This is a genomic window from Moritella yayanosii (assembly GCF_900465055.1).
Taxonomy (GTDB): Bacteria; Pseudomonadota; Gammaproteobacteria; order Enterobacterales; family Moritellaceae; genus Moritella; species Moritella yayanosii.
Window position 1 is genome coordinate 3,928,873 of the sequence record NZ_LS483250.1, and the last position, 26,743, is coordinate 3,955,615.

A 26,743-nucleotide genomic window follows, 5' to 3' on the forward strand; every position below is an offset into this window, starting at 1 on the left:
TTTATTTACAGGGATGAAAGGTACCGTATGTTTGATGTTAAAACGCTGGATCGCACTGACCAAGAATTTATTCAGAACAAGATCCATAATAAAACCAAACCTCCGGGCGCATTGGGGGCGTTAGAATCGCTAGCGCTGCAATTAGCGCTTATCACGGGCAAAGACACGATCAGCCTTAAGCAGCCAACGATACTGGTGTTCGCTGGTGATCATGGCATTGCCGAAGAAGGTATCAGTATTGCGCCGTCAGCGGTGACGCAGCAAATGGTGCTGAATTTTCTCAACGGTGGCGCGGCAATCAATTGTTTTTGTCGCAGTAACCAAATCGCCATGGACGTGATCGATGCCGGTATTTTATTACCGGTGACGGATGAACGCTTAACCATGCAATCACTAGGAAATGGCACGGCTAACTTTACTCAACAAGCGGCGATGACATTAGCCAGCGTTGAGCAAGGTTTACAGTTTGGTGCTGATGTGGCGATTAAACATTTGAATAATGGCAGTAATGTATTAGGTTTTGGTGAAATGGGCATAGGTAATACCTCGTCTGCGGCGGCGATCATGTCTGCCATTACTAAGTTACCTGTTGCAGATTGTGTTGGTCGTGGTACCGGCATCAGTGATGAAGCTTATGCTAAGAAAGTCGCGTTGATTAAACAGGCAATGGTATTACATGAAGGTAAACTTGATACTGCGATGGATATCATGGCCAATGTTGGCGGCTTTGAAATTGTGCAGATAACCGGTGCTATGTTAGCAACGGCGCAGCGTCAAAGTATCATCCTAGTTGATGGTTTTATTACCACTGCTGCAGCAATGTTAGCGGTGATGATAGAGCCTAATTGCCAGCAATACATGGTGTTCTGCCATCAATCCCAAGAGCAAGGTCATCAATTAATGCTTAAGCACCTTAATGTTGATGCACTGCTGACGTTAGATCTACGTTTAGGTGAAGGCACAGGTGTGGCGTTGGCTTATCCATTATTACAAGCGGCCGCTAGTTTTTATAATGATATGGCGAGCTTTGCAGCGGCAGGTATTGACGCGGTATGATGAATCGACTCAAAGTTGAGTTAGCACTATTTTGGTTGGCATTGGGATTCTTTTCTCGTATTCCAGTGCCCGCTAATTTAGATTTTAGTGCCAGGAAGCTAAATCAATCTTGTCGTTATTTTCCGGTGGTGGGCTGGTTAATTGGCGGTTGTTGTAGCGCGGTATATTACTTTACTCAGCTCTATTTCAGTATCGAAATTGCCATCTTGTTTGCCATGCTTACTGGAGTATTGCTTACTGGTGCGTTTCATGAAGACGGTCTGATGGACTCGGCTGATGGACTCGGTGGTGGTTGGACGCGCGAACAGAAACTCGCGATCATGAAAGACTCACGAGTCGGCAGTTACGGTTCCATCGCAATCTGGTTTGTATTAACGCTTAAATTTGCGTTGTTATTGAGTTATAGCAGCATCAGTGTCTCTAGTTATAACAGTATTATGTTGGCATTGCTTATTGCCCATCCGCTCAGTCGGACGGTAGCAACTGTGATGATGTTTATCTCGCCATATGTGCGTGAAACTGCGGATACTAAATCTAAATCTGTCGCGGAACCTAAGCACAATAGTGATTTGGTGATCAGCTTAATACTGGGTCTATTACCTCTGTTACTGTGGCCTGAACTAATCTTGCCAATGTTGTTTGTATTAGTGATTTTTGTGTTTTGTTTCCGTCATTTTGTGCATAAACAAGTGGGTGGTATTACCGGTGATTTACTTGGTTTAGCGCAGCAACTCAGTGAGCTATTAATTTATATGGTATTAATTATAGGACTACAAGGATGATCCATTTAGTCATTGGTGGTGCTCGTTCGGGCAAGAGTGTCCATGCTGAAACCCTCGCGGGTGAATTAAGCCAAAGCCCTGGTAAGCAAAGCCCGGCTAAAAAATTAATTTATCTCGCCACTGCCACCATTTACGACGATGAAATGCAACAACGCATTGACCTGCATAAGCAACGTCGTGATCAGAATTGGTTGCTGGTGGAAGAACCTTTGCAACTGGCGAGTTGTTTGCAAACACTATCGGGCACCAATGCTGTGGTACTGATTGACTGCATGACCTTGTGGTTAAGCAATTGGATTTGTTCTGAGAATTTTGCCGAATTTGAATCACAGCGTCAGGCGTTTATCACTGCGTTAACGACGTTCGAGGGTGATTGTGTGATCGTCAGTAACGAAGTCGGCAGTGGGATTGTGCCAATGGGGGCATTGTCCCGCAGTTTTGTTGATCATGCTGGTTGGTTAAACCAAGCGATAGCGAAGGTGTCTGATAAAGCGACGTTAGTAGTAGCAGGGTTACCGTTAGCATTGAAAGGGGGTTAGATGCAGACTGAATTGTATTTAATGCGTCATGGTGAACCGCAGATCCGTAATGCATTATTAGGCCGTACCAATCCGGAGTTATCTGAATTAGGTTGGCAACAAATGCTTGGCAATAGCGCCAATCTTACTGATATTGATGTGATGATCTCGTCACCCTTACAGCGTTGTGCGTTATTCGCTGAATACATAGCAGCGCAACAACAATTGCCTGTGCATATTAAATCTGACTTTGCTGAGTTTGATTTTGGTGATTGGGATGGCCGTTCTTATCAGGATTTGCACAATGACTTTCCGCAAGACATGCACAACTTCTTTATTGACCCGGGTAACAATACGCCGCCGAATGGGGAGTCATTAGCGGACTTTTCACAACGTGTTGAAACTGCATTACTGAGTGTATTACAACAGCACCAAGGCAAGCGTATTGCATTGTTTGTGCATTCAGGCGTGATCCGCACGTTAATCGCGTGGTGTTTAAAAATAGATTATCTGCAAGGCGTACAATTTCAGCGGCTTAAAATTGATTATGCCAGCATTAGCCACATCAGTGTATTCGCCCACGAAGGTGAACACTTTCCGCAATTGTGTTACACCAATAAAGTTGCAGATTCAAAATAGCAAACATTGCCAAAGCAAATAGAATGACAGGGAAGGGTAAAATAATGACAGCAATGACCGAAGTAGAAAAGCATTTACGTAAATCTCGAAACCGTAAAATCAAGGTTGAAAAAGGCGTCGAAAAAGCCAAAGAAGAGCGCGGTATTATGTTGGTGATCACGGGGAATGGTAAAGGTAAATCCACCGCGGGTTTTGGTAATGTCACGCGCTGTGTCGGTCATGGTTATAAAGCCGCAGTGGTGCAGTTTATTAAAGGTAAATGGGATTGCGGTGAGCGTAACCTGTTAGAAAAACTTGGTGTACCTTTTGCGGTGATGGGCACTGGTTTTACCTGGAATACCCAAGACCGAGAAGTCGATATCTCCGCCGCAAAAATCGTATGGGAACAGGCTAAAGTGTTTTTAAAAGACCCAGATATTCACGTGGTATTGCTGGATGAACTCACTTACATGTTAAGTTATGACTACTTGCCAAAAGACGAAATTCTTGATGCATTAAAGAACCGCCCACGCGAGCAATCTGTGGTTGTCACTGGCCGCCGAGCCAGTGCTGAGTTAATTGAAATGGCTGACACCGTCAGTGATATTCAAGATACCAAACATGCATTCAGAGCTGGAATTAAAATTAGAAAAGGCGTTGATTGGTAGTTTGAATTAGATTATTGGTTAGTGGATATAACCCCTAGTGATGTTATTACTTGGGGGTTATTTGATATAAGTGCTCGACTAAGACGGGTTCGTTACCACTTTCGTTGCTGGTTTCTTGGATTTTAACTGGGTCATGATTACCCCAGCCAATACCAATGCACCACCGATGAACTGCTCACTTGATAGCTGTTCATCGAGAATGAAGGTCGCCATGATCGCGGTAAATACCGGCAATAAATTCATGAACATGGAGGTCTTATCTGCGCCGAGATGGTGAATGCTCTGCATCCATAACCAAGTGGCTAATATCGAGGTTGGGATCGCCGCATACAATACTAACGGTAATGATTCACTGCTCAGGCTAACTTGGCCGTTATACGTAAGTACAGGTAATAAAATGATGACGGCAAATACCATCTGCACATACAGCGCTATCCAGTTATTAAACGGCAGACGCCAGCGTTTGAGTAGAACCCCGTAAAGGGCGTAACTACTGGCTGCAATCAGCATGTAGGTATCACCGATATTAATACCCTCAGACAGTAAGTTACTAATTTTACCGTGGCTTAACATATACACCAAACCCGTCATTGAAATAGCCGCGCCGATCAATGCTTTTTTAGTCAATGATATTCCGAGTAATGGCACACTAAATATTAAGCTTAATAACGGTACTAAGGCAAAAATCAGCGTCATATGTGTTGCTGTCGTGGTCGCTGCTGCAAAGTAGGCGAGGGATTGGTTAATCGCCATGCCCAGTAATGCCAGGAATGCTAATTTAGTTAAATAGGGTTTAATCGCGTGGCGTTTTTTCCATACCGGTTTGATCAAAAAAGGCGTAAGCGTCATTAAGGCAATAAACCAGCGATAGAAGGAAATAGTTTCGGGAGCGATGACATTGGTCGATAAGATATTAACAATTGAATTGCCTGACCAGATGATAACGGTGAATAGCGGGAGTAAAAAGTACATGGAGATCTGCTCGCGTGTAAAAAGGCGATTGTAGCAGAGATTACGGCGTTATTGAAAAGTACTCATTTTTTAAAGTTTGGAGGGGTGGTTACCCTAGATAATTTCATATGTATACAAAAATCACCTAGGGTATTGCTAGATTCAAGTCATTAAGCAATTAGCCTTGTTGCGCTAATTCTTTTTGTTTTATTTTTTGCTTTCCCACGGTTTCGTTAAATATCAGTGATAGCAAAATGATACCACCGCCTAACGCCAGTTTGACTAAGTCGGCATCACGGTTCCAAATCACCAGATTAACCAGTAAACCTAATGGTACTAGCACGTTATTCATTGCTGCTAACGTACCGGCATTCACCAAACATGCGCCTTTATTCCACATGAAATAACCTAAGCCGGATGCGATAATACCAAGGTAAGTTAATACCCCCCATTGTGTAGTAGTCGTCGGCATTTTTTCTGTGCTGCCCAGTAACATGAACGCGACAACGGCAACCAGGAATGCGCCAATATAGAACAGACCAAATACTTCACTGTGTTTCACATCTTTTAATTCGTTTTCAGATAGTTTTTTATAAGCCACTTGGCCAATCGCCATGGCCATATTCGCACCTTGCACTACGAGGAAACCAACGACGAAACCTTCGTTAATACCGGCATATTTAATGACCACTGCACCCAATACCGCGATGATCGCAGTAATTAAATACCAAGGGTTGAAGCGAGAATGTAATAAATCATCAATTAAGGTCACGTAAATCGGGGTAAATACGGTAAACAGCAACACTTCAGGTACAGATAGTAGCAAGAAGGATTGATAATAAAATCCGTACATAATACCCAGCTGACAAGCACCAATGGCCATGACTTTAGCCATTGTAGTACGCGATAAATTGCCCAATTTTAAGAATGGGATAAATACCAACATGGCTAAGCCAATGCGGAATAGTACCGAGAACCAAGCATCAACCTGACCCGCCAGGTAAACGCCGATAAGGCTAAATGAAAAAGCCCATACCAAGTTTGTAATGATTAAAAAGTGCATTGATGGTTACCTTAATTAATTTTGTATGGGGTTGCAGGTGTCAATAAAGTGTAAATTACTCGTCTTAGAGTTTATATTTTGTCTAAATTGCATTACAGTTTTGTGTTTGTAATTTGATGGTTAGATTTACATCGGGGTGATAAATGCACACTTGTAAACAATTAAGCCTATTCATCACCATGACTATTATTTTATAGCGACCAATGACAGCGAGATTTATAAAACAATGAAATTTAGTGCTTTATTTCTCTTTACCATGAATGTGCTGGTGGCCTGGAGTACTTATGCGAGTACTGCAACTGTTAGTCACCAAAACATAAAGCTTAACTTAAACCCTGGTGCGGCAGTAACATCATCTGCAAAGCGTATTTACCAACTAGAAAAAAGTCCTGCTATTGGCAAGATGGTCACACCATCTACCGCCGAGCTCTGTAGTGTTGCTAAAGGCACGGTGGATTATCTTGGCTTAGGTAAAGATTACGATCCCGGTATTATTACCGCTGGCATGACGGCGCAATTTGGTGGTGATTTAGAACGAGTAAAACGCACTCTCAATTTTATTTGCCAAATAGAGCAAGAAGATAAATTAACCGGTGCGCCAAGCCGTTTGATGGACGCTGAGTTTATTGTCCAACATTTTGATGTGATCCGCTGGATGCCAGATAAAAAGCAAGCGCAGGGCTTTGCCAAAAATAAACCGCTGTTAAAAAACATGCCTGACGATAAAATTTTACTGACCAAATATTATATTAAACTAGCGAAAGGAACGGCGAAGCAAACCCCTGAAACCCCTTATGCGTTATATGCCATTCCGAATGATGAAAAAGATCTAACGCTTGAGCAAGCTAATGCTGAACTAGGTTTGACTCGCCATCAATTTACTAAACAGGATGTAATTACGGGTATTTTAGATCAAGATAAATTAGCCAACCCTATGGTGTGGTTGTCGCGTTACGATTTAGAAGACTCATTAATGCAAGGCACAGTAAAAGTCGACATTACTAATAATGAGAGTACCAGTGACGATAGTAGCGAGATCACTAGCCAGTTTTTTAATGTACATCGTAATAACGGCATTGGTTATCAGCGTAATCTAAAGAAAGAAGAACAAGGTCGTTACTGGTACTTCAAGAAAACGAACTCTGTAATGGGCTACGGTAAAGATGCTAATTATAAGATCCCAGTTTATCCGTTAGTGACAGTTGCAGGTGATCTAGCGCATTTAGGTTTAGGTAAGTTGATCATGCTCACTCATGATGGCGAAAGTCGATTAACGGTATTAGCAGACACGGGTGGTGCATTTGAAAACAACCAATATCAGCTGGACTATTTAGGTGGTTATTTTAAAAACTGGGATGACTATATTAATACTTATCGTACTTTCCCTGATTACTTTGAAGCGCGGATATTGTTGCTGAAAGATAAATAGACCTCTCCCTAACCCTCCCCTTAAAGTAAAGGAGGGGGGAAAGCAAAAAACCAGCCGAAGCTGGTTTTTTCATATTAACTGACTTTTTATTTTAACGAATAAATCATTCTAAAACAATGCGTGTCTAACGATTATTAGAACTGGTTCATGGTGTTGTCTTCGCCGCCAGCTTTAAGCGCGTTATCACCAGAGAAGTAACCTTTATGAGCATCACCAATATCTGAACCCGCTAGGTTTTGGTGCTTAACAGAAGCCTGTTCACGACGGATTTCTTTACGTTGAATATCACGTACATATGCAAGCATACCCAGTTCACCGAAGTAACCTTCAGAAAGAATATCTGTACCCAGTGCGGTTTCATGGTAAGTCGGCAATGTGATCAAGTGATGGAAGATACCCGCTTCACGTGCTGAATCCGCTTGGAACGTTTGTATTTTCTTATCTGCTGCAAGGGCAAGTTCTGTCGTATCGAACTTCTCATCCATCAGGCCGCGTGGGTCTGTTGCTGGGTCTGGGTAGGCTGATACATCTTTACCTGCTTCAACCCATGCTGCGTATTCTTGTTGACGGAAGTTAAGCGTCCAGTTGAATGATGGTGAGTTGTTATAAACCAATTTCGCATCAGGAACCACTTTACGTACTTCGTTAACCATGTGAGCGATTTGACCTACGTGTGGTTTTTCAGTTTCAATCCACAATAAATCAGCGCCGTTTTGTAAGCTAACGATACAATCAAGTACCACGCGGTCAATCTCGGTGCCTTCACGGAATGCATACAGACCAGATGCTAAACGGGTTGGTTTCACTAATTTACCGTTTTGCTTGATGATCATGTCGCCTTCGGCAACGTCTGCTGCAGATTCAACTGGTGTTGTTTCTAGGAATGCATTGTATTGCGATGCTAAGTCACCTGGCGTTTGTGATACCGGCACTTTTTGCGTTAGGCCAGCGCCTAATGAGTCAGTACGTGCCACGATAATACCGTTGTCGATACCCAATTCAAGGAATGCATAACGTACCGCGTTGATTTTCGCTAGGAAATCTTCGTGTGGAACCGTTACTTTACCTGCTTGGTGACCACATTGTTTAGCATCAGATACTTGGTTTTCAATTTGGATACAACATGCACCGGCTTCAATCATTTTCTTAGCCAGGAGGTACGTTGCTTCTTCGTTACCAAAACCGGCATCGATATCAGCAATGATTGGCACTACATGTGTTTCGTGGTTGTCGATAGCGGCTTGTGCTGCGACTACGTCACCGCCGTTGTTACGGGCATCATCTAATTCGTTGAATAAGATATCGAGTTCACGTGCATCTGCTTGACGTAGGAACGTATAAATTTCTTCGATTAGTGCCGGTACCGAGGTTTTTTCGTGCATTGATTGGTCTGGTAACGGACCAAACTCAGAACGCAGTGCCGCAACCATCCAACCAGAAAGGTAAACGTAGCTTTTCTTGGTGGTTTTTTCGTGACGTTTAACAGCCATCATCATTTGTTGGGCTGTGAAACCATGCCAGCAACCTAAAGACTGCGTATATTGTGAAGAATCTTGGTCGTATTCCGCCATATCTGCACGCATGATATCAGCAGTAAACTGTGCCACTTCAAGACCAGTTTTGAAACGATTTTGAGTACGCATACGCGCGGCATATTCTGGGTTAATAGCAGCCCATTTAGAACCTTGTTCAGCTTTTAGTGTGGCAACTGAATCGATATCATTGTTGTATGTTGACATAGCAAATCCTTTACAGTGATCAAGTGATGATTAATTAAATTGAAACGCAGCGACTAAAGCCTTTTATTCGTTTGCGTTTTGATGAGTAAATATTAAACGCTCAATTAATATTTAGTTAGTTTATAATTTCTATAGTCACCATTCACATCGTGAATACTCGAGACGGTTAATTTCACTTATTTATGGTGTATTCTGGTGACAATTGTTATTTACGAACAAGCTTAACTTAATGTAAGTGGCTAAATCATTGGGTTAATGTTGCTTTATTAATTTTTTATTGTGGGTATTTATTTTATGAATATATCAGGGATTGATCTTAATTTATTGATTTACTTCGATGTTTTATTACGTGAAAAAAACGTAACACGTGCTGCAAGTATGCTTAACATTACTCAACCGGCAATGAGTAATGGTTTGCGTCGATTACGTACCTTGCTTAATGATCCTGTTTTAGTACGTACCTCTAATGGTATGACTCCGACTGAAAAATCACGTAAATTAGCCCCTGTGATCAGAAAGTTACTACTGGAACTCGAAGAAGCCTTACAAGAAGAAAAAGAATTTGATCAAAGTAGCGAACGTGTTTTTCGTATTATGGCCAGTGACTATGCTGAGTCGACTCTGGTCCCGCGTTTACTGAGTAAGTTAAGCAAAGTAGCGCCAAACATGACGTTGGATATAATGACACCGTCGGATGTGACCTTTCATGATGTTGAGGAAGGCAAGATTGATATGGCGATTAATCGCTTTGATGAATTACCGCAATCGTTTTATCAAAAAACACTGTGGCATGATTCGTTTACTTGCATGATGAATGCAGATAACCCGATCGTAAATAAGTTTAATTTGAATTATTACTTAGCCTCAAAACATGTGTGGGTATCGAAGACTGGTTTTGGTGTAGGTGTCGGCATGAACCCAAACGATGTACAAAAATTAGGTTGGGTTGATGAAGCACTCAATCGCTTAGGTAAAAAACGTGATATTACAGTATTTACCCGTAATTATAATGTCGCGATGCAACTGGCGCTACAAGATGAGCTAATCGCGACATTACCGACTCAGGCAGCACTCATTCATAAAAACAACAGTTGCTATACTTTGCTTGAACCGCCATTCCCGATCCCGAATATTGAATTGAAAATGATCTGGAGTCCGTTGCTGCATCATGACGCTAGCCATATTTGGTTCCGCCAGTTGGTACTTGAAGCGGCAACGGAGCTGCGTGCTGACAATGAATAGGGGCTGGCAATCAGTACTCTTGGATCTCTAAGCTACTGATAACGTGATGGCCACTTGTTACTTGCTGACTCAGTTGATACATAGCATTCGCAAGTTGCTCAATGGCTATCGGTTTTTGCTGCTTTAATAGCGTAAAAGGTAACAAAGATATTATCGCCAGTGGATAATAAGCGACGGCTTCTATTAATCTAAATTCATCACGTTTTCCGTGTAATAGGGTAGGTTGATAAAGGTATAGTGCTGATAGCGGTAACTGACGTAATAATTGCTCTGTCTCGCCTTTAGTTTGTAAGTAACCACTGGCAGACTTAGCGTTGGCACCAACAGCGCTAATGACATGTAATTGTGCTTTAGTATGGTTTGCTACCCAAGTGCCAAAGTTAACAATGTAGTCTTTATCCACTTGTCTAAATGCCGCTAATGATCCTGCTTTTTTACGTGTGGTCCCAAGGCAACAATAAGCGCAGTCAATCTCAGCGTCACTATCTACGGTAATTACCAAATCATCAAAATTGGCTAAATCAATAATAATCTCCGTTACTTTATCTTGATGCTCAAACGGTGTCGGTCGATAATGGACGACATAGATATTCTCAATAGTCACATCATTGAGTAACTGCTGCATGAGTTGGTTACCTGTTGCCCCTGTAGCGCCGACGATAATGACGTTTTTCATAGTGTTCCCTTATTTATCATTCCATTTTTTGTTAAACAGATTTTTTAGTCTGGGTATGCTTGCGGTAAAAAATCAGTGAGAGTAGTTTTAAACTGAATAGCCAAAGTAGATTTAAGGTTATGCCGCCAATTAATCCCGTCACTATTGCAGCTTGGCTTAATGGTATGCCAGGTGTGAACAGTGATAAGGTATTTTCAGCTAATTTACTGTCTATGCGAGTAACAAAATAAGTGAGCTTATTTATATAACTACCTTCTGTTAGGATCGCCAAATCACTCGCTAATACGGGCAATGCTTGCTGTAATGTGAGTACCTGCTTACCCACTTGCTGCACGGCGGGAGCTGGACTGGCATTAAAATCGGCAATGAGAGTGTCGAGCTGACCATTAAAGTTGCTATCGGCAATTAATTGAAACTGTTGTAGTTGGTTTTGTTGGGCGAGGTAATAACCGGAAAGTTGCTGGCTGTAATGATCAATAAATTGCGGTAGTTGCATGAATAGCATGACGCCAAAAGTGAATAATAAGCGTTGTAGTAAACCATTAATAAACGTCATGCTGTGCGTGTCCTGTTATAGCTCTGCACCGTATTGTGCTTCCATCCAGCTTTCTAAGATCACCATTGCGGAAGCGCTATCAATGGCGCCTTTTTGTAGGGCTTTAAAACCACCTTCTTCAAACAAACGTGCTTTGGCATCTTTGGTTGTTAAGCGTTCGTCATGCATTTCGGTTTTGACATTAAAGCGACCCGTTAAACGATTAGCAAACTTAGTCGCACGTTTGGTGATCTCTTGCTCGGTACCATCCATGTTTAATGGTTTACCGACGATCACAAGATCCGGTTGCCATTCTTTAATTTGCTTTTCGATTAAATCCCAATCTGGAATACCATCATTGGCTTTAAAAGCCACAAGCGGGCGTGCTGTACCTGTGATCTCTTGACCAACGGCGATACCAATACTTTTAGTACCAAAATCAAAACCAAGCAGGGTTCGTTGTCCGCTTTCTGCATTACTCATATTTTTCTCCGTAGGGTCCTTTATACCCAAGTAGCTTGGTATATATTAAGAGTGACCTACCTGACTCGATAATTGGCTGACGTCGATACCTATTTTCTGCACGGCCTGTTCCCAGCGTTGGTGTACGGGCACGTTAAATAAAATATTTTCGTCTGCATTAATGGTTAGCCAACTGTTGTCAGCTATTTCTTGTTCTAATTGGCCTTTCGTCCAACCGGAATAACCTAACGCGACAATATAATTGTCAGGTTGTTTGTTGGTGCCAAGTGTTGCTAATACATCAAGTGATGAGGTGATCATCAAGTCATCATTGATTTGTAAACTCGAGCTAAACCCTGGGTAGGCAGTATGCAATACAAAGCCACGATCTTCAGATACAGGACCACCTTTAAATACCCGTTCATTGATGGTTATTTTCGGTTCTGCTGGTGCAGCAGTCTCATCGTCGAGATCTGCTATGACTGTTTGTGATAATAACTCGTCGATAGAAATGTTGACGGGAAGGTTGATGATGATCCCCATCGCACCGTCGGCGTTATGCTCACAAATATAGATAACAGCGCGTTCGAAAATGCCATCTTTCATGCTCGGCATTGCGATAAGGAAGTGATCTTGTAAAGAGTCCATAAGCCTATCCTCTGTTGTTAGCGGTGAGTTTATTATGGCAGAAAATCATAGCTTAAGCGGTGGAATTCACTATAAGCTATGATTTATTTAAGAGCTGCGGATAAATTAATCTTTGTTTAAACGCGCTTCGATCGCATCCATCAACATACCTGTGATGCTTATGTCATAGGCAGCTTCGATTTCGCGGATACACGTTGGGCTCGTTACATTGATTTCAGTAAGCTTGTCACCAATCACGTCTAGACCAACAAAAATTAAGCCTTTTTCTTTTAATTTAGGCCCTATTGCTTTGGCAATTTTCCAATCACTGTCTGATAATGGGCGTGCGACACCACGACCGCCAGCCGCGATATTACCGCGCGTTTCACCACTTGCTGGGATACGTGCTAGGCAATATGGTACCGGTTCGCCATCAATCACTAAGATACGTTTGTCGCCATCTTTAATTTCTGGAATGAATTTTTGTGCCATGCAGTATCGCGTTCCGTGTTCAGTCAGTGTTTCGATGATCACGCTGACGTTTTTATCTTGCTCGTTAAGACGGAAAATTGATGCGCCGCCCATACCATCAAGAGGTTTTAAGATCACATCTTTGTGCTCTTTGTGGAATGCGCGTAATTTGTCTTTACGACGTGTTACTAGTGTTGTTGGCGTGAATTCATTAAACCATGCTGTGTATAGCTTTTCATTGGCATCACGTAGACTTTGCGGTTTGTTCACGATTAATGTGCCTTCGTCTTCAGCACGCTCAAGCATGTAAGTTGCGTAAAGAAATTCAGTATCGAACGGCGGATCTTTACGCATTAATATCACGTCAAGATCGGATAGAAGATGGTTAGTTTCTTCACCTAGTTCGTACCAGCATGCTGGGTCTTGTTGTACTTTTAATGAACGAGACGAAGCATATGCACGGCCTTCAAGCATAGATAGATCTTGCATTTCCATGTAGAAAAGTTCGTAACCACGGTTTTGCGCTTCCATTAACATTGCAAAGCTAGAATCTTTTTTAATGTTGATGTCTGCAATGGGATCCATCACGATGCCAAGTTTAATTGTCATATTCTTTATCCTATCCTAAATCGCCAAAGCGGCATTGTAGTGCGGTGATCGCTGTTAATGCTGCTGTTTCTGTTCGTAATACTCGAGGGCCTAATAACGTTTCTTCAAAGTTAAATTGCTCTGTCATGTTGATTTCATCCGCAGATAAACCGCCTTCAGGACCAATTAATAAACGCACGCCATGCTTAGGCTCGGGTAAGGTATTAATGCTGTATTTTGCGCGTGGGTGCAGGTTCAGTTTTAATTCAGTCGTGTCTTCTGCTGCCCAGTCTTTTAACTGTTTTGGTGCTAATACTTGTGGTACGAAATTACGCCCACTTTGTTCACAAGCAGCGATGACAATTTTTTGCCATTGCTGTACTTTTTTCTCTAAGCGTTCACCAGAGATCTTAACACCACAACGTTCACTAAACAGTGGGGTGATGGCTGTTACACCCAGCTCGACAGCTTTTTGGATAGTGAAATCCATTTTGTCGCCGCGAGATATTGTTTGACCAAGGTGGATCTTGAGTGGTGATTCACTGTCGATATCTTGGAATTCGTCAATGTGAACGGTCACCGATTTTTTTGTGGTCTGTTCAATTGTGGCATGGTATTGGCCACCTTTACCGTTAAATAAAGTTAGCGTATCACCTGTAATCATACGTAATACACGACCCACGTGGCCTGCGCCGTCTGGTGATAATTCAAAGCTAGAACCCACGATTAATTCGCCGGATTCGAAGATGCGAGGATGACGCATGCTGTTTACCTTTATTTAAATATGTAGTTAATAAAATGATTATACCCACTTTTTTAATTTGCTGATGAAATTTATCCGTTAACAAATAAAAAAGTTGTTTGGGGCCGTAATAAGCCAGGGTGATCTTAGTCTCATTACTGGCATCGTCAGATTCATCCTAAGGTTAAAAATTGATCCTTTGTTCGTTTAAGCGGGGTCGATGCATACTCGTTACATTGAAAAGAATAAGTTATGAAGCGTGTAAGTGACAAGCTGAAGCGTCTTATATTGGCTCTGTGATGGTCGGTATTTTACTTTTTATTTTACTGTGTAGTTAAGGCATATGATGAATCAGACTCGAAACATACAATTAATAAATGAATTTCCATTGTTGGAATCACTGATAGATCTTAAACCTCTGAGTTGGTTTAATCCTAAAGTGACGAGTTATGCCGAAGCCTTACCGTATGTTGGTTTAACTGCCCTTGATGTGCAGGAGGCGAGTAAACGTTTGCTGCGTTTCGCGCCTTTCTTTTGTCAGGCATTTCCTGAGACACAGCAAAGTAACGGTATTATTGAATCACCGCTACAGACGATCCCGGCTATGCAAGCGGCGCTGAGCGATTACTATCAGACGTCATTACCAGGTCGTATGATGATCAAGTTAGACTCTCAATTACCGATATCGGGGTCAATTAAAGCGCGGGGTGGCATTTATGAGGTTCTGCAGCATGCCGAAAAACTGGCAATTTCAGCAGGTCTACTTAGTTTAGATGATGATTATAGTAAGATTAATTCAGCGCAATTCAGGGCATTTTTCAGCCAGTATAAAATTGCAGTTGGCTCAACCGGAAACTTAGGTTTATCTATTGGTATTATAGGGGCCAGCTTAGGGTTTCAGGTTAGTGTGCATATGTCTGCGGATGCGCGGCAATGGAAAAAAGATCGCCTGCGAAGTCATGGCGTTAATGTGATTGAATATGAATCTGACTACAGTATTGCGGTCGAACACGGTCGTGAAGAAGCGCTACAAGATCCATTCTGTCATTTTGTTGATGATGAAAACTCGACATCCTTGTTCTTGGGTTATGCGGTTGCCGGAGAGCGATTAAAGCAGCAGTTTATTGAGCAAGATATTATTGTTGATGCCGAGCATCCGCTCTTTGTTTATCTGCCTTGTGGTGTGGGCGGTGGCCCGGGTGGGGTCGCTTTTGGCCTTAAGCTGGCTTTTGGCGATCATGTGCATTGTATCTTTGCCGAACCGACGCATTCGCCGTGTATGTTATTAGGCGTTTATACTGGCCTGCATGATCAGATCTCCGTTCAGGATCTCGGTATTGATAATATCACGGCTGCCGATGGTCTTGCTGTCGGTCGTGCTTCGGGTTTTATTGGTAAAGCCATGGAGCGTATGTTAGATGGCTATATTACGTTAACGGATGCTGACATGTATCAGTTATTAGGGCTAGTTCATGATACTGAGCAGCTTAAGCTTGAACCTTCTGCACTGGCTGGTATGCCGGGTATTATGCATGTGGTCACCAATTCAGACTATCTTGAACGGATGCAACTGAGTGATAGTTTGGCTAATGCCACACATTTGGTGTGGGCAACCGGTGGTGGCATGGTGCCAGAGGCGGAAATGACAGCCTACTTACAGCAAGCTAAACATTGATCCTTCCTTCGCTTACCCTACGGGAGGCTCGCTCGAATAACAGTACTGCGTTACAATATTTGCAAAAGGAATAATTATTATCTGCATATTGAGCCTTGTTCTGATATCCCAGCGAGTCTCTGATATAGCATCTTGAAGGAGTTTGGGTATGAAGTTATGGAACTAACATTCGGCAGTCATAAAAAATTTAACGGTAGCCAATTAGCTAACCTAGATACCTTTGTCAAAGCGGCGCAGTACAGTTCATTTACGCAAGCGGCTGAGGTGCTGTTTATCACCCCCAGCGCGGTTAGTCATCGTATTGCCAAGTTGGAACAAGAACTCGGCTTTAAGCTGTTTCATCGTTTGCATAAACAATTGAAATTGACGAGCGAGGGCGCGAGATTATGCCGCAGTTGCGAGCGGTTGTTTAATTCACTGGATGAAGAGTTAAATGATATTCGCAGCAATGAATTATCCGGTCGTCTGACCATCTATGCCCGTCCTTCTATTTCACTGTGTTGGCTGGTGCCTCGGATCCATGATTTTCATCGTCAATATCCGGCTATTCAGTTGGATATTCTCACCGGTAATGACGATATTAATTTTCATACCCAGTTTATTGATGTCGCACTCTATTATACATCAGGTCCCTTTCCTGGATTATCGAACATCGAATTGATGTCTGAGGAGGTTACACCTGTCTGCTCTCCCGCTTATGCGGAGTTACACGACCTTATTGATAACCCCGAAAATATTCGCAATTGCAGCTTATTGCATGATTGTAAGGCGTGGCCACAAGCCGCTTATAATGCGGAATGGTTAGAGTGGACAGAGCGCCATCAGGTCCGTGAGGTGAATTATAATCGCGGTTTGAGTTTTGACCGTTCTGATCTGGCGATGGTCGCCGCGATGAATCATGCTGGCTTGGCAATCGGGCGTAAACGATTAGTCGATAAACATTTGCGTAGTGGTGAGTTAATCGCGCCCTTTCCGGCACTCATTAGCCCTGCAACCTATCAATATCATGCCGTATATAGCGCAGACATTACCCCTAATCCAAGAGTGAAGGTGTTATTAGACTGGTTACAGCAACAGGCTGAGCAACAGTCCCGTTATTAGCGCAGAATAATACCTTTATTTAAGTCGATAAGTTTACTCAGTACTTTATCACCGTCCATACGGATACCATTGTGCTCGAACTCTGAAGTTAACCAATATTTAAGGTTGTTAACGCGTGCCGCTGTTTCGAGGCTGTATTGCATTTCAACATACATATCTTCGCTATAGATTGCTGCAGCCACGGGTACTTGGTTATTTTTAAGTACCTCAAGATCGTAAAGATCTGACCAATCTTGTTTTTTCGCTAACTGTTGCGCCGCTGCTTGCAGTGGTTTCAAGTTATTAAATTGCTCGAACATCCACGGGTAGATCATTTCGCCAGTGAATAAGAAGGGCTGACCCGCTTGATAATTAAATTCAGCATAATCTGCGCGAACGCGATGTGCAGCCCAATCGGACGCTTGCTGTTGGCAATAGATAGACTCATGCAGTAAGGCAAAAATTGGGTTGGTATTGTAATCAAGGAACTGACAAAACTGAGCCAAGAACAGAGGGTTAACTTGGGTGCCTTTTTGCGTCGTGATAAGCGCTTGTTCAAGTAAATAATAAACCGCTTCTGGGCCTTCTTCCATGCCTAGGTTAACGCCAAGTAGTTGCAGCATTTCAACCGTGAGTTTTTCACCTGTCGCCAGGTAAGTATCGTGTTCGGTAATGTGTGTTGCTAATGCAGTGACAAGCTCTTGCGCATCGCTAAAACGGCTAAAGAAGTCGTTATTCTTTGCTTGAACGCGTTTATAGGTTTTTTGATAAACCTCATCTGCAGTGCGTGTCAGTGATGGTAATCCACCAGTGATGAAAGCTTGTGTTAAGCCTTCTGGCGCAGCGGTTAAATAACGTAATACACAGAAACCACCAAAACTTTGACCGATGATGCTCCAGGTATTAAACGGTGATAGTTGTGCGCGGATCGCTTCAGCATCACGGACAATATTATCCGCGCGGAAGTGAGTTAGGTAGTCAGCTTGTTCATTGGCAGTTAAGTGGGCAAGACTCACCGCGCTGATTGGAGAAGATAACCCTGTGCCACGCTGATCTAGCAGCAATACCCGATATTCTTGTAATGCGCGTTTTATCCAACCGCCATTTGCCATCGGACGCACCGCCCCAAACCCTGGACCACCTTGAAAATAAACCAAATACGGCAGGTCTTGATCTTGTTTATCTGGGGCGACAAGTTCACGTACAAATACGTCAATCGTGTCACCGTCAGGTTTGTTGTAATCAAGTGGCAAGGTGAATGTGTGCTTTTGTGCAACTAAGCCGCTTAATATGAGATCAATTTTCATGGCAATCCTTTGTTAGCAATAAGGTAATGATATAGGTTATTGTAACCTTAAATGAGTGCTAAGTATTAATGCCGGGTATCAACTCTGGATAAATAGCCTCAGTTAATTACTAGAGGTGGATGTGCATTATCTGCTTGCTATGATTTCAACGCGAGTAATGCGCCAAAGCTGACAAGCCCAACGCCACATAGCTGATTCAATCGTTTTCTAACGCGTAATAATCGCGTTTGTAATGCCGCAGAGGTAAATAATATCGCGACGATGGCAAACCAGATGCCATGTAAAGCAATCATATAAGCCCCGTAGATGAAGGCGTAGGTATTATCATTTGAGTCTGGTGAGATCACTTGGCTAAACACGCTTAAGAAAAACAGCATTGTTTTAGGGTTTAAAACATTACACAGAAAACCTTGCGCGAGATATTGCCAGTTTTTATTTTTCGGTTGTTCTGTCGACGTGGTATTTAGTGGACTGTTCGCCGAGTAAATACCTTTGACGCCAAGGTAGATCAAATAGCCTGCCCCAGCATAGCGGATCATATTATACAGAAATTCATTCTGTGAGATTAAATAACTGATGCCGAACATTGAATAGCTGATGTGAACGCAGATGGCGAGGCTTAGTCCTAGTGCAGTAAGAATCCCCGCTTTACGTCCATCGTTAATACTGGTTTTTAACACGAGAACAAAGTCAGCTCCGGGGCTGATAACGATTAATATGCCTAATATAGCCAGGCTAAATACTTCCATAACGACTTCCTATATGATCCATAATTATTAATAAGCATGCATTGTAGGTGAATTATGGGTTCGCTATAATCGAATAGATTTCAATAAATATGTGAGAAAAAGTCACCAATGAGGCATTTAAAAGCATTCCATGTTTTTCATGTAGCAGCTGCGCTGGAAAGTTACAGCAAAGCAGCAGACAAGCTGTGTATTACCCATGGCGCGGTGAGTAAGCAGATCAAAACATTAGAAGCTCACTTAGCGGTGAGCCTGTTTTATCGTGACGGGCGAAATGTGAAATTAACGCCTGCTGGTAAACTGTTATCTGGTTATACCGAACAAGCATTTAATGCCTTGGAAGCAGGTGTCCAGCATGTGACTCAAGTTACGCATAAACACTTAGAAGTATCGTGTGAGCCAACATTAACAATGCGTTGGTTAATGCCTCGCTTGAGTTATTTTTATCAAGATAATATCGATGCGGATGTGCGATTATCAACAGCCGGTGGCCCTGTGATACTCGGTAGTAATGGTTTGTCGTTGGCGATACGACGGGATGACTTTCCGCTATTGCATGACTACCAACAGACTCCCTTAGTTGAAGAGTGGGTTGGGCCGGTTTTTTCACCTGAGTATTGGCAACAGGTGCAAAATGACGCGGGTAAGATCAAGTTATTACACAGTCAAACACGCCCACAGGCTTGGGATAATTGGTTACAAGGTAACGCTGTATCATGCCTTAAAGTACAACGTCTGAAAGTGCAAAGCGAACAGACATTCGCACATTTCTATTTTTGCTTACAAGCGGTGGTTGATAACTTAGGGGCGGCGATAGGCTCATACCCCTTAGTCATGGATGATCTGGAACGGGGTAATTTAGTTGCCCCGTTTGGCTTTAAACGCTCAGGGTACAACTATATTTTATTAAGCCAAGATGACGTTTTATTAAAGCAAGGCAATACTTTGTTAGCTAAAGACAGTGAATCTGATACTTTACAGCGAAACTTCATTAATTGGCTGCAACTGAATCTCGCTATGTGCGTACCGAGTCAGTAACAATAACCAGATTTTAATTGTTGGCTGGCTAAGTTAGCTATTTACCATAATGAAATCGAGTGCTGACGATCGTAACAACATCATCGCCCGCTTTATATACTAGGCGATGTTCATCATTAATACGTCGAGACCAATAACCAGTTAAATTCTCTTTAAGGGGTTCTGGTTTGCCTATGCCTTCAAATGGCATACGTTGCACCGCTTCGATGAGTTTGTTGATGCGTTTCAGCGTTCGCTTATCTTGCGTCTGCCAATATGTATAATCTTCCCAAGCATGTGGGGTAAAAAGTATATTCCGCATTAATCTAACAATTCTTTATTAAGTACTTCTCCGTGCTCTGCTTGGGCAATTGATTCAAGTAGACGTTTTGAATTATTCGGGTTCGCCATCAAGTACATGGTTTCTTTCCAAGCGTTGAATTCAGATGCAGATAATAAGACTACATCTTCGCCCCCACGCCTGTGTATATGCACTGGTTCACAATCATCAACGGCTGAATCACAGATTGATTTAAAGTTATTGCGAGCTTCTGAAAATGTTACGACGCTCATAATTAAATACCTTATTTACAACTATCAGTTAATAAAACAATATTAGCTCATACATATAACTTGTACAAGATATGGTACAACTTTGGTTTGTTATTTACCAAAAACCACGATCTAAACAGGCAGACTTAACCACGTTATTTTCATTGCCTTGCAAATTTTCAATAAGTTGCGTGCGTCGACATTCAGTGCGGGTTACTGGATATTGTTTATTCCAGGCTTGCAGTTCACGTTTTTGTCTACCTATCTTGTACATAGGGTAGGCGGATTCCATATATAGATAAGCACGGGCAATTTGGCCTTTGGCATAATTTGGTGGTTGCACCGTTTTATTTTTTATTTTGATTGGGCAGCTGCCGAATTGATTTTTTTCAGCCGTTACTTTTGAAGCAAAATTATAGTTACTGCGCAGCGCATTTACAGCGCCAATGGCAGGATAGAGATTGTACATATCCGCTTGCATGTAACGATAAGGAATATTGATTTTTTCCGCGCAGCGACGACCTTTAAAGTTTTTGCCTTTGCTATTCACGCAAGCACTATTACCTTCTCGCCATTCACTAAAGTGACGACCGAAGTTCTCCGCAGGCACCACGTGTACCCATTCTATTTTTTTTTGGCGCTTAACATGTTTGGTTGAGGTGAAACCATTGTGATCGGTGATCTTCTTTTTACTATTGAAATCAGCCAAACAATAGATAGTCAGTTTCGGTACATCATTGTAAACCTGTCGTTCAAGCATCTTTTTGGCTTTACTAAAGGATTGATTGGTTTGATTACCATTGTTAGAAGCATGAGACAAGGAAGAGAATGCTAACGCGGTTGATATAACTATAATACTAAGATGTTTTAACATTTAAGGCTGCTATAATGTAATAAAACAGCATTGTAGCATAGCTAAAACAAGACCATAGGATTGTGAAATTAGTGGGTTTACAATTACTGGGTTCATTTAATGACGACTCATACATAATACTGAGATGAGTTATTTGGGCTAGACTAGGTATTTTTCGGGTATGGAAATAGCGGTATCAAAATGAGAACTAAAAAGCAGGTATAAAAAAGAGCAGATGATAGCAACTGCTCTTTAGATTAGAGTTCTAGGTGAATTAGTTGGCGCGAGAAGCTGCGTAACGCACTGCGATATCTGAATCTAATAACATTGTTTCTTTTAACACACCTGATTTAGCTATGAAAATACGTTGAGAGATGGATAAAGCACTAAGATCAAGAGTACGAGCAATTTGCTCAGCTTGATGGGTGTTACGCTTTAAAATTGCAGTTATCAGTTTTTCCATTTCATAATCGGTTGATCTTGCAGTATCTAACGTTTGAGTCATAACCTAGTTCTCTTCACAATGGTATGTATGGCGTCATTTTATCTGATGACTTTAGATAAATACACCTATATAGGTTAATTTTTTAGATAGTTATATAACAAATAGTCACATTTATAGGTTTAAGTTAACTGATTGTTATTAAATAGTATTTAATGCTTTATGATTAAACTTTGTTTGCATAAACGACAAGTATATTTGATATTGTCCCGTATAATTTTATGGTGACGACGAATAGTTAGTTGATGGTCTGCACACTGACAAGCATAGGTAAAGGTTTTACCTTTTACATTCGAGACATCGTATTGATGTGTTGTTTTGGCTGTGAGGTTAAATATTTGATTCATGATTTGTTGCCACTCTTTACCATGCGGCTTAGTACGACCATAAAGTTGATAAACTAATAAATGCGCCACTTCATGAGGGACTGTATGCGTTATAAAATGCTGCTGGTTTTCTTGCAATAAAACAGGATTAAAGCGTAACTCATTGGTTTGTAATCGCGCACTGCCGGCTGCTTTGCCACGTTGCTTGAAATTAATATGAGGGCGAGGAAAGGTTCTATTTAAGCGTAACTCAGCGTGTTGATAGCAAGTTGCTATCTTAATTAAAACTAACTGTTCAATGGTTTGTGAACTGTCATGTTGTTGCTGGGATATATCATCAAGCATAGTTTTGTCTAATGGCAGGCTAAAGGTTATCTACAAATAATCTATAAAAAAGGCGCTTTGGTTATATCACCAAAAGCGCCTTTACTATTAACTAACAACTATTAACTAGCAAGAGCTAACTAAAAGCTAATGTTAATTAAATACCTGCTGCATCACGTAGGATTTCAGCTTTGTCAGTCGCTTCCCAAGGGAATTCGCTACGACCAAAGTGACCATAAGCCGCTGTACTTAGGTAAATAGGGCGCATAAGATCGAGCATTTCGATGAGACCGTGTGGACGTAATTCGAAATGTTCCCGTACCAATTTAATCAGTAGTTCTTCGCTTACTTTACCCGTACCGAACGTTTCAATACTGATCGACGTTGGCTCGGCAACACCGATTGCGTAAGACAGTTGTAATTCACAACGGTCAGCCAGGCCAGCTGCAACGATGTTTTTAGCGACATAACGAGCTGCATATGCTGCGCTGCGGTCTACTTTTGATGGATCTTTACCAGAGAACGCACCGCCACCGTGACGAGCCATGCCGCCATAGGTATCGACGATGATTTTACGACCCGTTAGACCACAATCACCCATTGGGCCACCGATAACGAAACGACCGGTTGGGTTAATAAAGAATTTAGTTTCTTTATTTAACCATTCCGCAGGTAATACTGGCTTAATAATTGTTTCCATAACGGCTTCAACTAGATCTGCTTGTTTGATATCTTCTGAATGTTGTGTTGAAAGAACCACTGCATCGATACCAACAATTTTGCCGTCATCATAAGCAAAGGTGATTTGGCTTTTTGCATCTGGGCGTAACCAAGGAAGCGTACCGTTTTTACGTACTTCAGCTTGGCGTTTAACCAATCTGTGTGAGTAAGTGATCGGAGCAGGCATTAACTCTTCAGTTTCATTGTTTGCATAACCGAACATTAAACCTTGGTCACCCGCGCCTTGCTCTAGCGGATCATCACGGTCAACACCTTGGTTGATGTCTGGAGATTGCTTACCGATGGTGTTTAATACTGCACAAGAGTCGGCGTCAAAACCCATTTCTGAGTTGACGTAACCGATTTCACGTATTGTTTTACGGGTGATTTCTTCGATATCAACCCACGCGTTAGTCGTTACTTCACCGCCAACCATAACCATACCGGTTTTAACATAAGTCTCACAGGCTACGCGTGCTTTCGGGTCTTGAGCGATGATTGCATCAAGTACAGCATCGGAGATTTGGTCTGCAATTTTATCAGGATGACCTTCTGATACTGACTCAGAGGTAAACAAGTGTTTAGCCATGGTTTTAATTCTCTCTTAATTTAAACACAATAGACGTGATGTACGTTTATATGTGTAGAAGTTTTAACATCTAGACGGCTATTCTAAACTATTTTGTCAGTATTAAGATAGACCCTAATTCATATTAATTTTGTATATGGTTTAAAAGCATTCTTTTTAACGGATATTATTTATGTATATATGTTATAAACGGGCAATATGCAGTAGCATAGAACGAAAGTATTAAAAGTATGAAGTGATGAGTTTTTAGCTGAAAATAAATAACCGTTCACTATCATTAAATATATACCCAAGCTACTTCAAGATGCACAATCAGCAAACCGAATGAAGAGTATATTCAAGGCATGAAGTCGAGGATTTAGTTATTCTAAATCAAGACGTCATAACGCCGAAGATGCCTTCGTTCGGCTTGCCCTGTGGGAGGCGAGCAGGAATAGCAGCACTGCGTTGCAATATTTGAAAATGGAATAACCATTATCTACATATAGCGCCTTGTTTTGATATCCCTGCTCGTCTCTGATATAGCATCTTGAAGTAACTTGGGTATAACAACACTCATTTGCCATTGGGAATTATAAAGTGTCATTGAAAAAATCATTAGTTATCACTGCCGCATTACTTGCTAGCTTTAGTAGTGCTGCATCAAATGTCTCACTCGCTTTCAATAACGACAATATTATTTTGGGTTATGATATTGAGATGCAAGAAGCACTTAAGCTAAAAGGTGACTACCTACAGACTATCGACAATGGTTATACCTTAGATACAGGTCTTTATGCGTTTCAAGATGCGGGTGCTACATTCTTTGAACTCGGCGCTAAAGCAATGAGAATGGATAACGACAATGGTGATGGCTATGCATTAGCATTTGGTGGCTTAGCTGGTTTACGCTTAACTGAAGAATTTAGCTTGGAGGCTGAATTCCATTTTAGCCCTGAAATATTGGCATTTGGTGATACAGAGAACTACACGCAATGGATCGTTCGTGCTGAGTATGCTGTTATGCCTACTGCACATTTCTTTGTTGAATATAATCACACCACGGTTGAATATAAAAAGATGCCAGATGAACGTTTATCAAGCGACATATTATTTGGCTTGAAATGGGTTTTCTAGTTATCATTTGAAACAGTAAGAATACAAAAAAGCATCGTTTTCGATGCTTTTTTGTATCTATAAATAAGTGTAACTAGGTAGTCGAGTTATCTATTGCTTTATGATCGCGTATGGATAATTTCAGTAATTCAGAATATAGTGGTTTGCCCCCTAACGCTTGAGCGATAAATGTTGCACCTAAGCAAGTCATCAGTAACGGTAAAATAAGTGCATAGTTATCGGTCATTTCCACCACTAAAATAATACCGGTTACAGGGGCTCGCACCGTTGCAGCAAATAATGCGCCCATACCGGCAACCGCATAAACTGCGGGTTCGGCAACAAATCCGGGGAATAAATCAGCAGCTATCACACCGTATGCCAAACCAAACAAAGTGCCTAATGTCAGCATCGGGGTGAATACGCCGCCTGGGGCTCCGGAAGCAAAACAAGCGACAGTTCCCAGTAATCGCACCATGAACAACCCAACCAAAAGCAGCCAGGTCAAAGGGTCCTGAATTATACTGGTAATTAGTTCGATACCACTGCCCGCTGCATCTGGCAGCAAGATTTGTAATAAAGTAAAGATACTGCCAAACAAGACCCCAGTCATGACAATGCGGCTGAGTTTATTATCTTGGTGATGCTTTAAGTGTTTCGTTGCACTTAATATCCAATGGTTAAAACCCACGCCAATAAAGCCAAAAAGAGTACCCAGAAGCAGAAATAACCACAGAGAAGTTAAAGGCGGCACGGTAAAATGGGGAATGTGCATCACGGCTTGTTGACCATGAAATGAGCGCATTACAATAGTACCAATAGCTGCAGCAAGGGTAACGCATTTTATTGACGTGATGTTGTAACGAAACTGCGGACGCATCTCTTCAATGACAAAAAGAATGCCTGCTAAAGGTGCGTTAAAGGCTGCTGCAAGGCCCGCCGCAGCGCCTGCTGCTGTGAGAATATGAGTTGCATGTGCATAGCGTTTGGCTGTATCTGACAACATGCGGCCAATTGCCCCTCCAATCTGAATTGAAGGTCCCTCTCGACCTAATACCATTCCAGATCCTATCGCCAGAGTACCAGCAATAAACTTTACTGGCAGCACGCGGCGCCAGCGAATATCGTAAATACCATCAAGCGCCCCTTCGATATGAGGGATGCCACTGCCTGACGCTTCGGGTGCAAAACGCCGTGTTAACCAAAATGCAAAGCCCGTCATGATCCCTCCGAGCAGCATTAGCAGTAATACCTTCACAAACAGCGGCCCTGATAACTGCTCAAATAAAAGCATTCGATGCGCATTGACCCATAATATTGCAGCCTCAAAGAGGGCGATAATCAACCCTGTTAAAGCGCCGACACCAGCAGAAAGTGCCAGTAATACGATGTAGTCATGTTTTGTCGAAAGTAGTTTCGGGGTCGTACGATGTTTAAGAAGACCACCTTGAAAAAATCTGAAATTGGGGGATTTAGGCATGTGTGTGTAGAACCTGAGCGAATCTAATGGTAGAAAAATAAATAACAAATCATTATAGTCAATAATGAGTAGGTTGCATAGCAGATACTGCCCTGTTGCTAGCTAATTATGCTAATAAAGCTAATTACGGACTAAAAAGTGTTAATACGTGTCATGCTCACATAATTACCAATAAAATAATGAGTTTTATTCATTTGAGCGGTAATATGATTTCATTTGAAACCATCGTTGGTTGGTTTGAAGTCTGTATGTATAATACAGACTTGGTTTAATTTAAATTAATTAATCGAAAATTCAAGAAACATAAATA

Annotated in this window: 29 protein-coding genes; 11 read left to right on the top strand and 18 right to left on the bottom strand. The window is 41.9% G+C overall.

Annotation, left to right across the window (positions count from 1 at the left end):
* Nucleotides 1–27 precede the first annotated feature (27 nt).
* The 5 genes from cobT to cobO are packed head-to-tail and all read left to right on the top strand — an operon-like array spanning nt 28 to nt 3,642.
* Nucleotides 28–1,056, top strand: coding sequence for a nicotinate-nucleotide--dimethylbenzimidazole phosphoribosyltransferase (gene cobT / locus MORIYA_RS18265; protein WP_112717511.1), 1,029 nt, complete (start codon nt 28–30; stop codon nt 1,054–1,056).
* Nucleotides 1,053–1,838, top strand: a complete 786-nt coding sequence (locus MORIYA_RS18270) for an adenosylcobinamide-GDP ribazoletransferase (RefSeq protein WP_112717513.1) — start codon at nt 1,053–1,055, stop codon at nt 1,836–1,838. The genes cobT and MORIYA_RS18270 overlap by 4 nt, the downstream gene beginning before the upstream one ends.
* Nucleotides 1,835–2,377 carry a bifunctional adenosylcobinamide kinase/adenosylcobinamide-phosphate guanylyltransferase gene (gene cobU / locus MORIYA_RS18275; protein WP_112717515.1) on the top strand — a complete coding sequence of 181 codons (543 nt, stop codon included), beginning with the start codon at nt 1,835–1,837 and terminating at the stop codon, nt 2,375–2,377. The genes MORIYA_RS18270 and cobU overlap by 4 nt, the downstream gene beginning before the upstream one ends.
* The gene (locus MORIYA_RS18280; RefSeq protein ID WP_112717517.1) at nt 2,378–2,995 is read left to right on the top strand and encodes a histidine phosphatase family protein; all 618 of its coding nucleotides are present in this window, start codon (nt 2,378–2,380) and stop codon (nt 2,993–2,995) included.
* 44 nt (nt 2,996–3,039) lie between these two features.
* Nucleotides 3,040–3,642, top strand: coding sequence for a cob(I)yrinic acid a,c-diamide adenosyltransferase (gene cobO, locus MORIYA_RS18285; protein ID WP_408632088.1), 603 nt, complete (start codon nt 3,040–3,042; stop codon nt 3,640–3,642).
* 78 nt (nt 3,643–3,720) lie between these two features.
* Here the strand turns inward: cobO and MORIYA_RS18290 are convergent, their stop codons facing one another.
* On the bottom strand, nt 3,721–4,614 hold the full coding sequence (locus tag MORIYA_RS18290; protein ID WP_112717519.1) for a DMT family transporter: 894 nt from the start codon (nt 4,612–4,614) through the stop codon (nt 3,721–3,723).
* A 157-nt stretch (nt 4,615–4,771) separates the two neighbouring features.
* Complete coding sequence (locus MORIYA_RS18295) at nt 4,772–5,656, bottom strand: DMT family transporter (RefSeq protein ID WP_112717521.1); 885 nt, start codon at nt 5,654–5,656, stop codon at nt 4,772–4,774.
* 226 nt (nt 5,657–5,882) lie between these two features.
* Here MORIYA_RS18295 and MORIYA_RS18300 point away from each other — a divergent pair, with 226 nt between their 5' ends.
* Nucleotides 5,883–7,085, top strand: a complete 1,203-nt coding sequence (locus tag MORIYA_RS18300) for a hypothetical protein (RefSeq protein ID WP_174216943.1) — start codon at nt 5,883–5,885, stop codon at nt 7,083–7,085.
* A gap of 134 nt (nt 7,086–7,219) precedes the next feature.
* Here MORIYA_RS18300 and MORIYA_RS18305 read toward each other — a convergent pair whose 3' ends face one another.
* The gene (locus MORIYA_RS18305; protein WP_112717525.1) at nt 7,220–8,824 is read right to left on the bottom strand and encodes an isocitrate lyase; all 1,605 of its coding nucleotides are present in this window, start codon (nt 8,822–8,824) and stop codon (nt 7,220–7,222) included.
* Nucleotides 8,825–9,118: 294 nt separating this feature from the next.
* On the opposite strand from MORIYA_RS18305, the gene MORIYA_RS18310 reads away from it, so the two are divergent.
* Entirely contained in the window at nt 9,119–10,066 is a 948-nt protein-coding gene (locus tag MORIYA_RS18310) for a LysR family transcriptional regulator (RefSeq protein ID WP_112717527.1), read from the top strand.
* A 10-nt stretch (nt 10,067–10,076) separates the two neighbouring features.
* Here the strand turns inward: MORIYA_RS18310 and MORIYA_RS18315 are convergent, their stop codons facing one another.
* The 6 genes from MORIYA_RS18315 to rsmE form a co-directional block, all read right to left on the bottom strand.
* The gene (locus MORIYA_RS18315) at nt 10,077–10,742 is read right to left on the bottom strand and encodes a Rossmann-fold NAD(P)-binding domain-containing protein (protein WP_112717529.1); all 666 of its coding nucleotides are present in this window, start codon (nt 10,740–10,742) and stop codon (nt 10,077–10,079) included.
* A gap of 31 nt (nt 10,743–10,773) precedes the next feature.
* Complete coding sequence (locus MORIYA_RS18320) at nt 10,774–11,298, bottom strand: DUF2937 family protein (protein WP_112717531.1); 525 nt, start codon at nt 11,296–11,298, stop codon at nt 10,774–10,776.
* A 15-nt stretch (nt 11,299–11,313) separates the two neighbouring features.
* A complete protein-coding gene (gene ruvX / locus MORIYA_RS18325) occupies nt 11,314–11,760 on the bottom strand; it encodes a Holliday junction resolvase RuvX (protein WP_112717533.1) in 447 nt (148 codons plus the stop codon).
* A gap of 45 nt (nt 11,761–11,805) precedes the next feature.
* Nucleotides 11,806–12,387: a YqgE/AlgH family protein gene (locus MORIYA_RS18330; protein WP_112717535.1), complete on the bottom strand. Its 582-nt coding sequence runs from the start codon at nt 12,385–12,387 to the stop codon at nt 11,806–11,808.
* A 105-nt stretch (nt 12,388–12,492) separates the two neighbouring features.
* Nucleotides 12,493–13,446: a glutathione synthase gene (gshB, locus tag MORIYA_RS18335; protein WP_112717537.1), complete on the bottom strand. Its 954-nt coding sequence runs from the start codon at nt 13,444–13,446 to the stop codon at nt 12,493–12,495.
* A 10-nt stretch (nt 13,447–13,456) separates the two neighbouring features.
* The gene (rsmE, locus tag MORIYA_RS18340; RefSeq protein WP_112717539.1) at nt 13,457–14,188 is read right to left on the bottom strand and encodes a 16S rRNA (uracil(1498)-N(3))-methyltransferase; all 732 of its coding nucleotides are present in this window, start codon (nt 14,186–14,188) and stop codon (nt 13,457–13,459) included.
* A 325-nt stretch (nt 14,189–14,513) separates the two neighbouring features.
* Between rsmE and dsdA the strand changes: the two genes are divergently transcribed.
* The gene (dsdA, locus tag MORIYA_RS18345) at nt 14,514–15,842 is read left to right on the top strand and encodes a D-serine ammonia-lyase (protein WP_112717541.1); all 1,329 of its coding nucleotides are present in this window, start codon (nt 14,514–14,516) and stop codon (nt 15,840–15,842) included.
* A 156-nt stretch (nt 15,843–15,998) separates the two neighbouring features.
* Nucleotides 15,999–16,943, top strand: coding sequence for a DNA-binding transcriptional regulator DsdC (dsdC, locus tag MORIYA_RS18350; RefSeq protein WP_112717543.1), 945 nt, complete (start codon nt 15,999–16,001; stop codon nt 16,941–16,943).
* Here the strand turns inward: dsdC and MORIYA_RS18355 are convergent.
* A complete protein-coding gene (locus tag MORIYA_RS18355; RefSeq protein ID WP_112717545.1) occupies nt 16,940–18,229 on the bottom strand; it encodes an alpha/beta fold hydrolase in 1,290 nt (429 codons plus the stop codon). The two genes, dsdC and MORIYA_RS18355, sit on opposite strands and share 4 nt — an antisense overlap.
* 137 nt (nt 18,230–18,366) lie before the next feature.
* On the bottom strand, nt 18,367–18,978 hold the full coding sequence (locus MORIYA_RS18360) for a LysE family translocator (protein WP_112717547.1): 612 nt from the start codon (nt 18,976–18,978) through the stop codon (nt 18,367–18,369).
* Between the two features lie 108 nt (nt 18,979–19,086).
* On the opposite strand from MORIYA_RS18360, the gene MORIYA_RS18365 reads away from it, so the two are divergent.
* Complete coding sequence (locus MORIYA_RS18365; protein ID WP_112717549.1) at nt 19,087–20,013, top strand: LysR family transcriptional regulator; 927 nt, start codon at nt 19,087–19,089, stop codon at nt 20,011–20,013.
* 37 nt (nt 20,014–20,050) lie between these two features.
* Here MORIYA_RS18365 and MORIYA_RS18370 read toward each other — a convergent pair whose 3' ends face one another.
* The 6 genes from MORIYA_RS18370 to metK form a co-directional block, all read right to left on the bottom strand.
* Entirely contained in the window at nt 20,051–20,314 is a 264-nt protein-coding gene (locus tag MORIYA_RS18370; RefSeq protein WP_006033866.1) for a Txe/YoeB family addiction module toxin, read from the bottom strand.
* Nucleotides 20,314–20,565 carry a type II toxin-antitoxin system Phd/YefM family antitoxin gene (locus MORIYA_RS18375; RefSeq protein ID WP_112717551.1) on the bottom strand — a complete coding sequence of 84 codons (252 nt, stop codon included), beginning with the start codon at nt 20,563–20,565 and terminating at the stop codon, nt 20,314–20,316. The genes MORIYA_RS18370 and MORIYA_RS18375 overlap by 1 nt, the downstream gene beginning before the upstream one ends.
* Nucleotides 20,566–20,659: 94 nt before the next feature.
* Complete coding sequence (locus tag MORIYA_RS18380; protein ID WP_112717553.1) at nt 20,660–21,418, bottom strand: endonuclease; 759 nt, start codon at nt 21,416–21,418, stop codon at nt 20,660–20,662.
* 253 nt (nt 21,419–21,671) lie between these two features.
* Nucleotides 21,672–21,902: a hypothetical protein gene (locus MORIYA_RS18385; protein ID WP_112717555.1), complete on the bottom strand. Its 231-nt coding sequence runs from the start codon at nt 21,900–21,902 to the stop codon at nt 21,672–21,674.
* Between the two features lie 149 nt (nt 21,903–22,051).
* Nucleotides 22,052–22,570 (bottom strand): SprT family zinc-dependent metalloprotease, encoded by a 519-nt coding sequence (locus MORIYA_RS18390; RefSeq protein ID WP_112717557.1) that lies wholly within the window; start codon nt 22,568–22,570, stop codon nt 22,052–22,054.
* 136 nt (nt 22,571–22,706) lie between these two features.
* On the bottom strand, nt 22,707–23,858 hold the full coding sequence (gene metK / locus MORIYA_RS18395) for a methionine adenosyltransferase (protein WP_112717559.1): 1,152 nt from the start codon (nt 23,856–23,858) through the stop codon (nt 22,707–22,709).
* A 579-nt stretch (nt 23,859–24,437) separates the two neighbouring features.
* On the opposite strand from metK, the gene MORIYA_RS18400 reads away from it, so the two are divergent.
* Nucleotides 24,438–24,974 carry a YfaZ family outer membrane protein gene (locus tag MORIYA_RS18400; protein WP_112717561.1) on the top strand — a complete coding sequence of 179 codons (537 nt, stop codon included), beginning with the start codon at nt 24,438–24,440 and terminating at the stop codon, nt 24,972–24,974.
* A 73-nt stretch (nt 24,975–25,047) separates the two neighbouring features.
* Here the strand turns inward: MORIYA_RS18400 and clcA are convergent, their stop codons facing one another.
* The gene (gene clcA / locus MORIYA_RS18405; protein WP_112717563.1) at nt 25,048–26,433 is read right to left on the bottom strand and encodes a H(+)/Cl(-) exchange transporter ClcA; all 1,386 of its coding nucleotides are present in this window, start codon (nt 26,431–26,433) and stop codon (nt 25,048–25,050) included.
* Nucleotides 26,434–26,743 lie beyond the last annotated feature (310 nt).

Coding starts and splice junctions, on each gene's coding strand:
- gshB (WP_112717537.1), bottom strand. CDS start 13,446: ATGACAATTAAACTTGGCATCGTGATGGATCCCATTGCAGACATCAAC.
- MORIYA_RS18280 (WP_112717517.1), top strand. CDS start 2,378: ATGCAGACTGAATTGTATTTAATGCGTCATGGTGAACCGCAGATCCGT.
- MORIYA_RS18290 (WP_112717519.1), bottom strand. CDS start 4,614: ATGTACTTTTTACTCCCGCTATTCACCGTTATCATCTGGTCAGGCAAT.
- dsdA (WP_112717541.1), top strand. CDS start 14,514: ATGAATCAGACTCGAAACATACAATTAATAAATGAATTTCCATTGTTG.
- MORIYA_RS18385 (WP_112717555.1), bottom strand. CDS start 21,902: ATGACTCAAACGTTAGATACTGCAAGATCAACCGATTATGAAATGGAA.
- MORIYA_RS18300 (WP_174216943.1), top strand. CDS start 5,883: ATGAAATTTAGTGCTTTATTTCTCTTTACCATGAATGTGCTGGTGGCC.
- MORIYA_RS18365 (WP_112717549.1), top strand. CDS start 19,087: ATGAGGCATTTAAAAGCATTCCATGTTTTTCATGTAGCAGCTGCGCTG.
- MORIYA_RS18305 (WP_112717525.1), bottom strand. CDS start 8,824: ATGTCAACATACAACAATGATATCGATTCAGTTGCCACACTAAAAGCT.
- cobO (WP_408632088.1), top strand. CDS start 3,040: ATGACAGCAATGACCGAAGTAGAAAAGCATTTACGTAAATCTCGAAAC.
- MORIYA_RS18380 (WP_112717553.1), bottom strand. CDS start 21,418: ATGTTAAAACATCTTAGTATTATAGTTATATCAACCGCGTTAGCATTC.
- ruvX (WP_112717533.1), bottom strand. CDS start 11,760: ATGAGTAATGCAGAAAGCGGACAACGAACCCTGCTTGGTTTTGATTTT.
- MORIYA_RS18310 (WP_112717527.1), top strand. CDS start 9,119: ATGAATATATCAGGGATTGATCTTAATTTATTGATTTACTTCGATGTT.
- MORIYA_RS18370 (WP_006033866.1), bottom strand. CDS start 20,314: ATGCGGAATATACTTTTTACCCCACATGCTTGGGAAGATTATACATAT.
- MORIYA_RS18320 (WP_112717531.1), bottom strand. CDS start 11,298: ATGACGTTTATTAATGGTTTACTACAACGCTTATTATTCACTTTTGGC.
- dsdC (WP_112717543.1), top strand. CDS start 15,999: ATGGAACTAACATTCGGCAGTCATAAAAAATTTAACGGTAGCCAATTA.
- MORIYA_RS18375 (WP_112717551.1), bottom strand. CDS start 20,565: ATGAGCGTCGTAACATTTTCAGAAGCTCGCAATAACTTTAAATCAATC.
- MORIYA_RS18295 (WP_112717521.1), bottom strand. CDS start 5,656: ATGCACTTTTTAATCATTACAAACTTGGTATGGGCTTTTTCATTTAGC.
- cobU (WP_112717515.1), top strand. CDS start 1,835: ATGATCCATTTAGTCATTGGTGGTGCTCGTTCGGGCAAGAGTGTCCAT.
- metK (WP_112717559.1), bottom strand. CDS start 23,858: ATGGCTAAACACTTGTTTACCTCTGAGTCAGTATCAGAAGGTCATCCT.
- cobT (WP_112717511.1), top strand. CDS start 28: ATGTTTGATGTTAAAACGCTGGATCGCACTGACCAAGAATTTATTCAG.
- MORIYA_RS18360 (WP_112717547.1), bottom strand. CDS start 18,978: ATGGAAGTATTTAGCCTGGCTATATTAGGCATATTAATCGTTATCAGC.
- MORIYA_RS18270 (WP_112717513.1), top strand. CDS start 1,053: ATGATGAATCGACTCAAAGTTGAGTTAGCACTATTTTGGTTGGCATTG.
- MORIYA_RS18330 (WP_112717535.1), bottom strand. CDS start 12,387: ATGGACTCTTTACAAGATCACTTCCTTATCGCAATGCCGAGCATGAAA.
- MORIYA_RS18315 (WP_112717529.1), bottom strand. CDS start 10,742: ATGAAAAACGTCATTATCGTCGGCGCTACAGGGGCAACAGGTAACCAA.
- clcA (WP_112717563.1), bottom strand. CDS start 26,433: ATGCCTAAATCCCCCAATTTCAGATTTTTTCAAGGTGGTCTTCTTAAA.
- rsmE (WP_112717539.1), bottom strand. CDS start 14,188: ATGCGTCATCCTCGCATCTTCGAATCCGGCGAATTAATCGTGGGTTCT.
- MORIYA_RS18390 (WP_112717557.1), bottom strand. CDS start 22,570: ATGCTTGATGATATATCCCAGCAACAACATGACAGTTCACAAACCATT.
- MORIYA_RS18355 (WP_112717545.1), bottom strand. CDS start 18,229: ATGAAAATTGATCTCATATTAAGCGGCTTAGTTGCACAAAAGCACACA.